9 protein-coding genes are annotated in these 14,450 nt (G+C 43.1%); 2 read left to right on the top strand and 7 right to left on the bottom strand.

The window, feature by feature from the left end; translation table 11 throughout:
- Positions 1-182: 182 nt before the first annotated feature.
- Positions 183-1,214: a hypothetical protein gene (locus ACI48K_RS16795; RefSeq protein WP_475028765.1), complete on the bottom strand. Its 1,032-nt coding sequence runs from the start codon at positions 1,212-1,214 to the stop codon at positions 183-185.
- A 150-nt stretch (positions 1,215-1,364) separates the two neighbouring features.
- Between ACI48K_RS16795 and ACI48K_RS16790 the strand changes: the two genes are divergently transcribed.
- Entirely contained in the window at positions 1,365-2,483 is a 1,119-nt protein-coding gene (locus ACI48K_RS16790) for a DUF4303 domain-containing protein (protein WP_475028764.1), read from the top strand.
- Between the two features lie 106 nt (positions 2,484-2,589).
- Here the strand turns inward: ACI48K_RS16790 and ACI48K_RS16785 are convergent, their stop codons facing one another.
- From ACI48K_RS16785 to ACI48K_RS16765, 5 genes are all read right to left on the bottom strand, one after another.
- Positions 2,590-4,374, bottom strand: coding sequence for a sensor histidine kinase (locus ACI48K_RS16785; RefSeq protein WP_475028763.1), 1,785 nt, complete (start codon positions 4,372-4,374; stop codon positions 2,590-2,592).
- A gap of 49 nt (positions 4,375-4,423) precedes the next feature.
- Positions 4,424-5,860 (bottom strand): response regulator transcription factor, encoded by a 1,437-nt coding sequence (locus ACI48K_RS16780; protein WP_475028762.1) that lies wholly within the window; start codon positions 5,858-5,860, stop codon positions 4,424-4,426.
- A gap of 110 nt (positions 5,861-5,970) precedes the next feature.
- The gene (locus ACI48K_RS16775) at positions 5,971-7,536 is read right to left on the bottom strand and encodes an extracellular solute-binding protein (protein WP_475028761.1); all 1,566 of its coding nucleotides are present in this window, start codon (positions 7,534-7,536) and stop codon (positions 5,971-5,973) included.
- A gap of 111 nt (positions 7,537-7,647) precedes the next feature.
- Positions 7,648-8,517: a carbohydrate ABC transporter permease gene (locus ACI48K_RS16770; protein WP_475028817.1), complete on the bottom strand. Its 870-nt coding sequence runs from the start codon at positions 8,515-8,517 to the stop codon at positions 7,648-7,650.
- An 18-nt stretch (positions 8,518-8,535) separates the two neighbouring features.
- A complete protein-coding gene (locus tag ACI48K_RS16765) occupies positions 8,536-9,486 on the bottom strand; it encodes an ABC transporter permease (RefSeq protein WP_475028760.1) in 951 nt (316 codons plus the stop codon).
- Between the two features lie 498 nt (positions 9,487-9,984).
- Here ACI48K_RS16765 and ACI48K_RS16760 point away from each other — a divergent pair, with 498 nt between their 5' ends.
- Complete coding sequence (locus ACI48K_RS16760; protein WP_475028759.1) at positions 9,985-12,567, top strand: MGH1-like glycoside hydrolase domain-containing protein; 2,583 nt, start codon at positions 9,985-9,987, stop codon at positions 12,565-12,567.
- Between the two features lie 81 nt (positions 12,568-12,648).
- Here the strand turns inward: ACI48K_RS16760 and ACI48K_RS16755 are convergent, their stop codons facing one another.
- Entirely contained in the window at positions 12,649-14,445 is a 1,797-nt protein-coding gene (locus ACI48K_RS16755; protein ID WP_475028758.1) for a glycoside hydrolase family 2 protein, read from the bottom strand.
- Positions 14,446-14,450 lie beyond the last annotated feature (5 nt).

The following is a 14,450-nucleotide window of genomic DNA, read 5'->3' as shown; positions in this document are numbered from 1 at the left end:
TTCAACTTATCTATGTTGAGTCCCATTCATGAAATAAGCACGACAAAAAAGCCCATAAACCTATGGAAAAAAATCCGCTTTTTTATTGCCGGTCCTATCTCAATCGAACGGAATGCATAGCTAAGCTGACCTCCTTCTCATTCAAAATACGTGCATATGCTAACACGCCGATTTCCGGTTTGTCAATTGCCTCCGTTCCGCTCATCGGATCGCGCTAAAATCCGGTCCAGCCGATCCTGCATTTCCCCATAGGGGAAGTCCAGCAGAAAGTCGTTGAAATAATCCCGGAAAGGAACGCCGCCGTCTTTCTCGCGGTCCTGCAAACGGTTTAGCAAAAGAACGGACAAGACATGCGAACCCTCATCATGCTTTTGCAAATACGCGTAGGGCTCTTTTTCAAGTCCTATCTTATAACATATGTACATGGCCATGGCTTCGACCACATTTTCTTCGATGAACCCCTCGATCGTGCTGTAGCCGAACCGGTCCTTTTGCTTCTCAAAAGCCCGGACCAGCGCCGGTTCCACCTTCAGCCTCTCAAAAGAACCGTTCAACTCGCCCACCTCATAAGGCGGATGAAACATCTCGTGGATGGCGATGCCCAGAGTCGTCTCCATTCGGTACGAAACGTCGGAAATGTAGCGGGGGCCGACAATTTTGATGCCATGGGGAGCGGCGTAACGGCATAAATACAACTTGATCCGGTCAACCCGGTTTAAAGGCCCGAGCATCCTTTGAATCTCTTCAAAGATCGAATACCGGGCGGCAAACCCGGCAAATTCCTCTCCCTTGCCCCTCAGGAGAGGCAGCTTTTCCTCATGCCAATCTTCTTTAAAGCCGATTTGTTCCAACTGATCAATAATTTCGAGAGCGAACGCAAACAGCGATTTCTTCCGCTCCCATTCTTCTTCGTCGAAATATGTCGTTTGGCTGAAATAGCGCCGCAGCCGTTCGGTAGATCCCAGCAAATCGGTCAATTCCAACGTATCGAAATCCGGAACCGACGAGACTGCCAGAGTCAAGTAGGGACTCAACATGGTGCCGCCCTGGACTCGAACAAGCTCGGCCATCAGCCGCTGATTTTGCTCCGTATGGAAAGCTTGAAACCGATGGTAGTCGGCCTCATGCCGCTTCACATAAAAATCGTCCCGCGTCAGCACATTCAAAAAATTGAGAGCGTCCAATGGATAGGACGTTGCAACTTCCAGCGCCATGGTATATGCACCCCTTTGTCAAGGTTAAGAGAAGCCCGGTTACCGCAAACAGGATCAGTACATCTAAAAGGAAGCAAGCTGTCAACGTAGAATGTATATATCTTACAGCTGCTGATATGATACAAATTTATCCGACAGGAGGCAAGTCTATTGAATACGTTTTACTCCATGCTGGGCAGACTGCTTGACGGAAAGACACCGATCTATAAAAAAGGATACTACATCCTGTGCGAGGAAGGTATTATAAGATTCAACCTTGAACCGCCGAAAGACGTGGAGACGATTTATGCAAAAGACTTTGTGCGTGCGTTGGTAAACGGATGCAAGGAAATCATTCAGTCTTTTGCCAACAGTCCTGATAATCATGAAGTCTATGCGTTCAGTCTCTATGTAGATGAATATAAATCGATATATGTATATCTAAATACCCTTGAGCGGTTCGAAAAGAAACGTCAAGCGAGCTCTTCTCACTATGAGGATGACGCGGATAAAATTTCACTGAAATATAATCTTGGAAACTTCGGCTTCCGGTTTTGGTACCAACATATGGGGAAGTACGGCAGGTTAATCGACGGTTTGGAAAAATTCGCAGACTGTCCGTCTTACGAAAGAGATGAGGTACTGCTCGCGCCAAATGACAATCCCATTATCGCGTTCGAAGCAGGGATTATCGACTCGGGCTACTATGCTCTGATCCTGGAAGCAGTCCTAGAACTGCATGCCGAGCAAGCATTCGATGCACTAAACTCTACTGAAAACTTTGTGGCCTTTGCCTCGACGGATCATGATTTTCTCAACCGAAGCTTAACCCTGCGAAAAACCATTCATCAAAATGCGCTCTATGAGCTTTTTCCCGACTTAGAGGAGAAAGACGGACAGTTTCAAGAATGGTTGGCCCAGGATCGCTATTTAACGGTTGATAAGGCCTTGGATTCCATGCAGGATACTTTTTTAAATAGTTATCAATTAGGACTTCCCTTTACGCTGGACAGATCGGAGTATGCCGTTTTTCAGAAGCTGGCGTATTGGGGAAACGCTTTGGCGGAGGAATGCTTGAAGCGGCTGAACAGCTTGGCGAATACTGCGGAACTGGAGCCAGATCATTTCACATTCATTTACTGCTACATCGAAGCTTTGCACTTTGCGGGAGGATTAACCCCGGAACAAAAGCATTTCTGCTCGCGGCTGTCCGATATGTTTGCAGAAAAGTCCGAAGATCTGCTAAACGCGGCCCGAGAGTTATATGATCTCTCGGCATCCGAAGTTTGAAGTATGGTGATATGGCGCCAAGTTCAAAGAAAGGACACTAACCCATAAAGGTTCGTGTCCTTTTGTCGTATTTCCCTAGGAACAATCCGCAAATATGGCGGCTGTTTTATATTTTTGGGATTTTAACAGTCACTGTGGTTCCATAACCAAGCTGACTTTCTATCGTTACCCCATAATCTTCTCCAAACAGCAGCTTGATCCTGTTATTGATATTGGAAAGACCGATACTTTTCCCCACATCACTGTTTTTCATTCTCTCCGAATATTCCATATTCAGTTTTTCTTTAATCCTTTTAAGCTCATCTGTATCTATCCCTTTTCCGGAATCCGATATTTGGAAACATACATCTCCGTTCGCATCTATATTGCCGATTACACGAAGATGTCCTCCTGCGTCAATGCTTTCAAGTCCATGATATACTGAATTTTCAACAATGGGTTGCAATATCATTTTTGGTGTTTTCATTTCCAATAGTGTTTCATCTACCTTTACTTCCATCGAAAACTTGTTTTCATATCTAATAGAGATAATTTTCATATATGCCTGAATGCATTGAATTTCATCACTGATCAAAACAAGTTCGTCTTCTTTAATGCTATATCGAAAGATCTTTGACATACATGAAGTGATTTGTGCGATTTCCTTGCTGCCGTATTCAAGTCCGATACTGCTTATGCAATTTAATGTATTATAAAGAAAATGGGGGTTGATTTGACTTTGTAAGGCTGAAAATTCAGCCTGCTTTTTGCTCAGCTCTGCCTCATATAATCTAGCTTGCGTATTAAACATATCTCCTGTCATCTCTTCTATTTTGTCAATCATGCTATTTATAGAATAGGCCAAAACGCCAATTTCATTGGTTGAGCGTACCTTCACCCTAAATCTCTCGTCTCTTTTACCAACCTTTCTCATATCCGCCACAAGACCCATGACAGGCCGCGTCAGATTATTTAAGAAAAAATACCCCATAATCATCATGCTTATAATTATGCCAATTCCTACTATAATACTCATTTTTTTAATATCATTCATGTCCGTTGTTAATTCATGCACCGGAATAATACTTACGATACGCCATCCGTCCGCCTGCTCCAAATCTTTTTCTTGGACGATTACGTCTTCCCCATTTATGGTTAAACTGTTTCTTTCTGCTGAAAGGATATCCTTGAATAAAATGCCACGGAAATTTGCATTGTTTGATGCAATGACCTCATTTCGGCTGTTTAGAATGTACAATGCAGACTTAGGCGTCAGTTCGGTATTTTTAACAAGTTCTTGTATCCTTTCGGTGTTAATCATTACTGAACAATAGCCTGTTTCTTGAGAAAAATGTTCCCCGCCAATGGATTCAATAATGGGTGCTATATAAAAGAAATATTCATTTTCTGTTCTTTCATCATATAATATGTTTGTAAATTTCCCTTTGTCCGCAGGCTTACTATCATCTTTATATGTCTTGATAAATTCATCATACTGATGTTTAAAAAATATATCGCTGTTTGCAGAAGCTAAACTGTAAACTCGTCTTCCATGATTGTCATTTATAACAATTCCATTCACATAAGAATTAAAGGAGCTCATGTTTTCCATTAGATCAATGACATGAGGTCCTATATCAAAATCTCGCTTGTAATCGTCATTAGCAATGGTAAATTCTTGAATCATTCTATTATTAACCACGATGTTTGTACTGACTTTTATATCGTTAAAGACAGAATCTATCTTTTGACGTGTTTGTTCTATCATTCTATTTCCATAATTAGCCGCTCTTTTCTGAGTTAGATCATAAAAGCTGGAATAGAAATAGAACTCCATTATTGTAAAAATAGTAATCGAAAACAAAAAGATAAGTAATATTTGATGTTTAAGTTTCAGTTTGCTTATCTGCAAATTCCCCACTCCAATCCTGTGCAAACAAAAACTGTCCTATTCCAGATCATCAACTTTTTCTGAATTTAGTGGGAGTTATCCCGCATTGTTTCTTGAATACTTTATTGAAATAATAGTAATCCATATATCCTGTTTTTATTGCAATTTCCTCAATGGACAAATCCGTATTTTTCAATAGCTCGCAAGCTTTTTTTATCCTCAGCTCAGTGACATACTCCGAAAAGGTTTTACCAAGATTTTTTTTGAAAAGTTGACAACAATATACTTGGTTTATAAAAAATTTCATGGATAAATCTTTAAGATATAGTTTGTTCTGAAAATGATTGTCGATGTATTTAATCATTTGGGCAAAATAAGAGTTTATATCACCTTCAATTATGGACTGGCTGTTCAGTTGCTTAATGTATAGAAAAATGTCATATAAAAAACTGCATAAGGACTCAAAGTTTTCAAAGCGTTCTTTTAGTTCTGAGTAATTGAGGAAATCAAGTTCCATGTACCTCAGCTCTTCATAATAGGTGCTAACCAAAACACTGACCACTTGATTCCATAAATACACGACCTCCCCCATGCCTAAATGATTTTGTTTGAAGAAATACATGAGTCTTTTCATGATGTCATTCATCTCTTCAAACTTTTTCTCTTGCAGCATAGAAGAAATTCCATCGATAAACGGTTTAACCAAATCAAGTTTTTGTTCATATTCGAATATGCCTTTTTCTTCACTTAAGAATATTTTTGACGCTGCGATATCCGATTCCTTGATAAGCTTGGCAATACTTTCATAGTTATCGGAAATGCTGCTGATTCCTACTGTTTTTATATCTGCGCAGTTGAAATCTGCACAATCAAATTGATGATCCAAATCGGTTCTTTTTTGACTTCGGAGAATATATAATGTCTTTCTTGATCCAAATTCAATTTTCAATGTATTTTTCATATCGAAAAGCGTTGTGTCGGGATAATCTTTTTTCTCACTATTTGAATAAATAATAAGTACGCGAAAGTAATAGTCCGATGAATGATCAAAAAGTTGAGTTAGTCGTTTTAATTCACTTTTATCCGTTGAGGTTAGGGCCTCTAGGAGAAGGTTATTTCTATTGCTTCCCTTTTTTGAAAAATACAATGTCAGCTTTTTTATTAATGGATCTGCCATGTCAATTTCTATGGGCTTTAGGAAATAATCCAACGCCCCATACCTTATAGCCTCCTGCGCGTAAGCGAACTCTGCGAAACCGCTTACAATTACAAACTCAACATCTAAGCCTTTTTCTTTTGTCATCCTAATGAGGTCAAGACCGGAAATTTCAGGCATCCTTATATCTATAAAAACCAGATCAGGACACTCCTCGCATATAAACTCATAAGCCTTATGGCTGCTTGTAAATTGGCCTGTTATTTCGAACCCGTATTTTTCCCAGTTAAATGCATTCCTTATCCCTTTTATCGCCCACGGTTCATCATCTACAATAACCACACTATACATGAAAGTCCCCCCTTGATGGCTTACTCCGACAATAATACGAATACCTTTACTCTCATTTTACCTCATATAAGCCGATGACAAGTCATCGGCTTATATGAGTATTACTTTTACTATTTATTGGCTTGCATCGCCTCATAGACTTTCGCTTTTTCATCCATAACAGCCTGCCCGCCTGCGGCCATATACTCGTCAGTCAGCTTATCATACAAACTGTCGAAATCTGAAGGCTTGCAGACAATTAGTCTATCCACCATCTGCTTGTTCAGATCCCCAAGTGTTTTACTATATTTGATATCGGACTGAATGGGCGTATCAAAGAAGAAACCTGTGTAAGTGTCCGTAGTATTAATTTTGTATGATTGCTCTGCTTTATCTTCGTAGCCCGGAAGCGAAGAAGCCAATGCCTTGATATTCTTCTCCTCGTCGCCAAGCTCCGGACCATTTACTACCAGCGTATAGTCAAGATTGAGGCCGCTAGGTTGCATATTGTCCCCGGTTTGATTAATAGTCTGGGGAATACCATTAACCATCTTGTGATTAACCCCTTCCTCTCCAAATTCCAGGAAGAATAATACATCAGGATTGGCCATCCAGTTCAAGTATTTAATGGCCAACTCTGCATTTTTACTGCTCTTAGGGATAATGACACTCACTCCATTTTCATTGTAAGCAATTTTTTTGTATTTTCCTTCGTAATTCTTAAAGGTATCAAGAGGAACAAAGTTTGCTTCAGGCACATTCTCTTTTAAGGGATCAGCGATATTTTGTCTTAACGGATAATCCCAGTTTGAACTGAAGAATCCAACTTTACCGTTTGTAACGTCAGCATCCGCTTGCTGGGCAGTTTTGTCTAAAGCAAAATCAGGGCTGATTAACCCTTCATTATAGAGTTTGTTGAGGAATTTATACGCATCCTTATTTCCGGGTTTTAGCCAGTCCGGAGTTGTTACGAACTCTTCCTCTGTCTGTTCCTTCCAGAAGGATTGCAATAAATTCCCAATATTATAATTCATACCGGTTTCTGCCAATCCCCAAGGAATAACACCATCTACGCCTCCCGGATTTTTATCTTTGAAGGCAATTAACGTTTTTTCCAATTCATCCGTGGTAGTAGGAAGAGGCATTCCCAATTTATCCAGCCAATCTTTTCTGATATACAAGCCATTCCAGGCCAGCGAAATCCGTTTAGAAGGGATCGCCACCTGTTTCCCATTAAACTTTCCATAAGACAGAACCTTTTCCCCCAGATAATCTGTTAGATTCTTACCATATTTATCTAACAAATCATCCAATTCATAAAGGCCATTCGTACTAGCGTATCTCGATACGGTGTTGGTGTCATAAGTAAATGAAAGATCAGGCGCCTCTCCTGCTGCCATTAATACATTGAGTTTGTCAATTTCCTGCGACCGGGGCACCGAAACAAATTTCACAATAGCATTGTTCGGCTTCCCAAAATTCTCATTGACATACCTGGTCCAAGTATTATTGTTCAAATCCGGTTGCCCCTGTAAGCCTCTGTCAAATACTTCAACCGTTAGTGTAGTCGGGGGACCTGAAGTCGTTCCAGATGCCGCTGGCTCGCTATCTTTTTTATCGCTGCTTCCGCATCCTGCCAATGCACTTGTTAATAACAGCGAACCCAGTAATAAAGCCATCGATTTTTTAAGTTTCATTTTTGACCTCTCCCTTTTACTTAGTCAACTCAAAAACTCATCCCGCTTGGTATTGGTACACCCTCGGTGTCCACAGAAAAATGATCACCTCCCTGATTGAAATAAATCGGGTCAGCCCTTAATTGCGCCTGTCATTGCGCCATCAACAAAATATTTTTGAAGTTTAGGGTAAACAAGCAATATAGGAAGTGTTGCAAACATGACACTTGCAGCCTTCATTGCCTCGGGAACAATATTGGCGGCACTGCCCCCTTCACCTTGCTGGGCATCTAACTGTTGATTGACGGTTATGATTTGGTACAGTTTTAACTGCATCGGATACAAGTTCTTATCTGTTATATAAAAAAGTGCATCCTGAAAACCATTCCATCTTTCAACCGCGTAAAAGAGGCTTAAAGTTGCTATAGAAGGCAAAGACAGCGGAAGAATAATCCGTAAAAGTATCCCCAACTCATTACAACCATCTATAGCCGCCGCTTCCTCCAAGTCTTCCGGAAGTGCTGAAATAAAGGTTTTTAATATGATCATATTGAAAACACTCAAAGCACCCGGTAAAATTAAGCTCCATACCGTATTCATCATGTGCAGGTTTTTTACAAGAATATAGCTAGGTATCATACCTCCACTAAAATACATGGTAAATACCATAGCGGTTAAAAAGAAGCTTCTTCCCTTTAATCTTTTTTTGGTAAGCGGATACGCTGCGCATACGGTTAAAAACATACAAACTACTGTATAGAAAATAGTAAGCACAATACTATAGCCAAGTGTATAAAGCATTTGTACATCGCTTAAGATCGTTTTATAGGTTTTCAATGTGAAGCCTACCGGCCAAAGAGCAACCTTTTGAGAAATAACTGCATTATTGGAGCTTAAAGAAAGCGCAATCATATGAAAGAATGGAATCAAACAGGTGATTGATACTGCGGTAATAAATAATATAATCAGTACATCTACTAGATTCGTTTTTTTCTTCTTCACATTCAATCAACTCACTCCTTACCAGATTCCCTGCTCGCCAATTTTTTCGGAAATAAAATTAGCTGTCACTAAAAGTATCACCCCTACAACGGATTGAAATAGTCCAACAGCTGTTGCCTGCGAAAAATCCCCAGCCCCAATCCCAATCCTATATACATAGGTGCTGATTACATCGGAGTAGTCAGTCACCAATGAATTGCCCAAAACATACGGCCGATCAAACCCGATCGAGACCATCCTTCCAATTTGCAAGATAAGCAAAATAACAATGGTAGACTTAATTCCAGGCAAAGTAATGTGCCATATTTTGCGAAGCCTGCTGCAACCATCCATATCTGCAGCCTCATACAAATCCTTATTTATTCCGGTCATTGCCGCTAAATATAAGATGGTACCCCATCCTACACTTTGCCATACCCCAATACTTATATACATGGTCAGCCAACTTGTTTTCTCAGACAGAAAATCAATCTTATCAAAACCAAGACTGGATAAGAAATCATTTGCCATGCCTCCTGAAGCAAATATCAGGTAGACCATACCTCCAATAATGACCCAGGATAAGAAGTGCGGTAGATACAGAACCGTTTGCGCTACTTTTTTAAATCTTCTTTGTCTGAGTTCATTCAACAAAATGGCTAGTATGATGGGAGCCGGGAAACCCGCTATCAAGTCCAGAAAGTTTAGAACCAGGGTATTTCTAAGCGCGCGGTAAAAACTATCTTGTGTAAAAATGTATTTGAAGACGTCAAGCCCAACCCACTCGCTCCCTTTAATTCCCTCAAACATGTTATAATTCTGAAAAGCCATCAATACGCCATATATTGGAGCATATTTAAAAATGACTATATACGCGATTGGCAACAGTAAGAGCAAATATAATAGACCATCTCTTTTTAGGGTATATACGATACCATTTTTCCTGTATATTTTGACATTGTCTCTATTGCTGCCTAAAACCGCTTTCATTTATATCATCCCTTTTTTAGAAAAATATCCGCTAGTGGAATAGTTTGTGCTGCATCTATTAAGGATATCCCATACAGTTAATTATATTTTCAGCGCCAATTAATGAAATGTACTATTACAAATGAATTTGGTAATAAATTAAAAGGATAATTGGGTCATGAGGATGACTTTTTTCCCTTTTACACTTCCCTCAATAATGCGGCTAAGGTAGCCGCTTTTTTTGTTGAAATTTTGAAAATAGCGTGCTATCTTAGGTCATACATTCTGTCGGGGGTGTTTGCCCCGGCTTTTATGAAAACGCTGTTAATTAAAAAAGTCCATAGGTATTTTCTTACACAGTAGCTACCGAAATGGCCTTGAGGGGAGATATTAGGGATGGAGCATCTATCTGGTATACACGACTTGAAGGGGTTGCCTCTGTGGGGACCCTACGGGAAACAATATATCGGAATATCTCATATCGCGGATCCCAATCGGGGGTGGAGGTTTGACCTAAGTGTGATCCCGGGATTTTACAGAAGAAAAGTAGACGTCCCGAATGTCATGTGGGAATCTGGATACCACCCATGGGAAGCGGCGCCGGATTTAAGCTGGTACACGCATCGGCATGAATTGGAATGGAAGGATCGTGTATATGCCGATATTTCGTTTGCTAGGACCACTTTGTCCGAAAATGCTCGTGTGATTCGCTGTGAATTCTCGAATAGAACTGACGACAAGATGAACGTGGTGCTTCACAACATGGCGTCCATCCATTTTCCGCAGATTAGTGGACATGGGGAGTTGCTGCGGGAGGCATTGCCTGAATTACCTCAAGGAGCGGTATGGACAGACGCTCTCGATTACGTGGCTTTGAATTATGCAAATCCGCGGCCTGCGGATCATCTTGTATACGATGGTTTTTATCGTGGCGAACAAAGAGGTCAAGGTCTTGTTGGAGGATCTGCTCTCATGTTCGGTAGAGACAGGGGAGACCGAGCCACATACAAAGTTCATTTGAAGGAGTCGCTGTTACAGGCGGAGTTGTTGCTGCGTTATCGATTGAAGGAAGGAATCCGTCTCGAACTTTGCTTCAGCGGGCCGACCTCGAGACGCTTGCAACTCGCAGGTACCGGAACAACCGCAATAGCTGCAATCGACATAGGCGAACTGCAGGCCGGTGAGTACGAGATCGTGTTTGAATGCTTGTCGGATACCCAGGGAGAGCTTGCCGAGCTCGACGGTTTCGTCCTAATGAATCAAGCGCCTCAAGATCAAGTGCGCTTCCCTGAGCAGCCTCTTAACGCGTATCCGCACATACTTCCAGGGCCTCTGCCGAACACCTTACTGCTGAAATACGAAGGAATAGAACATTATTACGGAATATCGTGGACGTTCAACGATTATGAACTCAGAGAGTTTTACTGTGACGAGCTTGACCGAACCATGCGCCATAACGTTCATGATCATGTACAATCCGTCTTTAAGGGCAAAGGCGAAGGGCATTATACCAACGTGTATATGAGGCCGATTTCGCTTGTTCCACAATCGAGCAAGGTCATTCACGGTTTAGTCTGCTGCGGTAGTCAGGAAGAGGTGAATCGTCTACTGCATGCATTCAATTCATCACTAGACTCATTTGACGATGCATGTTTCTCTGCCAAACCGGCCAATGCCGTTGTATACAATCCGTCGGGTGAGCGTTACCGCTTCAGTCAACAACTGATGGAGGCAACGCTTGCGATGAATGTTGTCTACCCGGTCTACACGAGAAGGTCGTATATTCGACACAATACACCTGGTCGTTGGTGGGACAGTCTGTATACGTGGGATTCCGGTTTTATCGGTATCGGGTTAGCAGAGCTTGATAAGGAGAGGGCCATTGAATGCTTGAATGCTTACATAACAGAGCCTGGTGATCCACATGCGGCATTTATTCATCATGGCAGTATGGTTCCTGTACAGCACTATCTGTTTTTGGAGCTATGGAACAAGACGCAATCGAAAGAACTATTGAACTATTTCTACCCAAAGCTGAGGCAGTATTATCTGTTCTATGCAGGTAAAGCCGGAGGGTCTACGACAGCTGCACTTTCTTCGGGCTTGTTAAAAACTTGGGACTACTTCTATAATTCCGGAGGTTGGGACGATTACCCTGCTCAGGTTGAAGTTCATCGCAGTAGGCTGACGGAGCAGGCAGCGCCTGTTTTGAACACATGTCATGCCATCCGTATTGCCAAAATATTAAAAATGGCAGCAACCGCGATTGGCGGTTTGGAGAATGATATAGCGGAGTATGAAGATCATATTGCAACGATGAGCAGCGCCATACAACGTTATGCATGGGACGAAAAGAGCGGTTACTTCGGTTATGTGCTTCATGATGATACAGGCCTGCCAACCGGGTTACTTTGCCATTCGCCAAGCGGACAAAATTACAATATGGGTCTTGATGGCTTGTATCCGTTGGTAGCCGGAATCTGCACTCTTGAGCAGGAACAGCGGATGGTTTCATATATGGGCGATAGTCAACGGCTTTGGACGCCAATCGGCTTAACGACGGTAGACCAATCCGCAGCATATTACAAAAAGGACGGGTATTGGAACGGAGCTGTCTGGATGGCTCATCAGTGGTTTTACTGGAAGGCGTTGCTCGGTTCCGGAGAAAGCAGTCTTGCACACAGAATCGCCAGCACAGCCCTGGAGTTGTGGAAGAAGGAGACGGAAAGCACCTATAACTGCTACGAACACTTTATTGTGCAATCCGGGCGAGGGGCCGGGTGGCATCATTTTGGCGGACTTTCGGCTCCCGTGCTTAATTGGTTTGCGGCGTATTACCGCCCGGGCAATCTGACCTGTGGCTATGACGTCTGGATTGAGCACTCCGCGTTCCATGCGGAATATACGACCATGTCTGCCAAACTTCGTTATTTCGGAGCTGTGGACCGCCCTCATAACGTACTCGTGTGTATGAAAGCAGGGCGAGATTACCGGGCGACCTGGAACGGTGTGCCGGTTAAGGCGGTTTTAGTAACCGATGGAACGCTTGATATACAGTTGACCGGCTCGACAAGCGGCGAGTTATGTGTTGAAACCATTTGATGCGGGGGATCACAACTAAAAGGCATGAGTCCAGTACAATACCGGGTTCATGCCTTTTAAGCAGCCTAACTATATTACTGTCTAATTTCTCACGATAATATCATGCCATTGGTCGTTGATGGCCTTGATTTTCTCCGGCTCTATTTTCCACTTTCGATCGTAAGTCAATAAACCGTTGGTCTCCTGCTCTACATCCGTCAGCTGTGTGTAGCAAAATCCGAAGATGGCCTGCGATTTGTATATGGCTGAAATGAGTCTTCCATACTCCTCCAAAAACTCCTGCCCATCCTGAACCGTCGTATAGCCCCAGCTATCCTCGTCCAAATTTTGGAAGGAAATCCCGCCAATCTCCGTCAGTAGAATCGGCTCTCCCCGGTATTCGAACCCGTTTGCATAAGGCTTTCTGGCGGCAGATGTGAAGCCCAATATCGCTTCCAGCGTTGCGTTGTTCTTGAGGAATGCTTCCTGCTTGTCAGGTTCGCTCTTATTCCCGTGAGAATAATCGTGCAGGGCGCAAATATCGGTGACTGTATGCTCCCAACCGTCGTTGGAAACGACCAGTCTTGTCGGATCGAGCGAATGGATCAAGTGGTACAGTGCCTGCGAATATTGCTGCTGCTGGCGGTTATCAGCAATATTGGGAACGCCCCAGCTTTCATTGAGCGGAACCCAAGTCAGAATGGACGGATGATTGAAATCCCGTTCGACGATTTCCAGCCATTCCCTCGTGGACCGGGACACGGCCTCATGCGAATAGTATGTCGCGGCCGCGCATTCGCCCCAGACGATGAAGCCCAATCGATCGGCCCAATACAAGAACCGCGGATCTTCGACTTTTTGATGCTTGCGGCAGCCGTTGAAGCCCATCTCTTTCGCCATATTGATGTCCTGAACAAAATCGTTATCCTCCGGTGCGGTCAACAATCCTTCGGGCCAATACCCCTGATCCAGGACCAGCTTCTGATAATAAGGCCGATTGTTGAGATAGATCATGCCGTTCTCTTGATGAACCTTCCTCATGCCGAAGTAGGAGTCAACCTGATCCAGCGTTTGACCCGCTTTCTTCAGCGTCAAGCGAACCTCGATCAAATTCGGGTGTTCCGGGGACCAGTTCCAACTGTCGCCGTGGAATCCTTGTCTGAATATCTTTTTATTGTAGAGCTGAACCGCTCTCTGCACATATGGCTCAAGAACATCCAGGCAGTCCTTGGCGATCAACTCGTTTTTGAAAAAGAAGGCCATTTCCAGCTCCCCGCCCACGGCATCGCCCGCCAAATCGACCTCTACCATGACGTTTCCCTGATCGACATCAGGAACAAAGCGAACGCCCCCGATATGATCGGTGTGAACGGGTTCCAGCCAGACAGTTTGCCATATCCCTGTCGTTCTTGTATACCAGATCCCTGCCGACTTTTCTTGCCAGAATTGCTTGCCTCGCGGGATGGTTTCATCCGTCGAGGGGTCTTCGACATGTACGGCAACGACCTCCTGGTCTCCCGTCAAAAATTCCGTAATATCCACTGAAAATGAAGTGTGGCCTCCCTCGTGGAAGACGGCCATTTTCCCGTTCACATAAACCCAGCATCTGTAATCCACCGCTCCGAAATGAAGGAGAATCTGTTGATGGGCCCAGTCTTTCGGAACCGAAAAATTCCGTTTATACCATACATGATCGTGAAAACCAGCATCCCCGATACCGCTTAATTGGGATTGATAGGCAAAAGGAACCTCGATCGTTCGATCCCACTGCCGATCATTTTCATACCATTTTTCCTTGACGCCCTTGTTGTCGTCGTCAAACGCGAACTGCCACGGGCCGTTCAGATTCTGCCACTCGCTTCTGACGAATTGCGGCCGAGGGTATTCTACTCTACGCATGTCTT

It is taken from the genome of Paenibacillus terrisolis (assembly GCF_056171975.1).
Note: the sequence above shows the minus strand (reverse complement) of the source record. Positions and strands in the feature narration are given on the sequence as shown.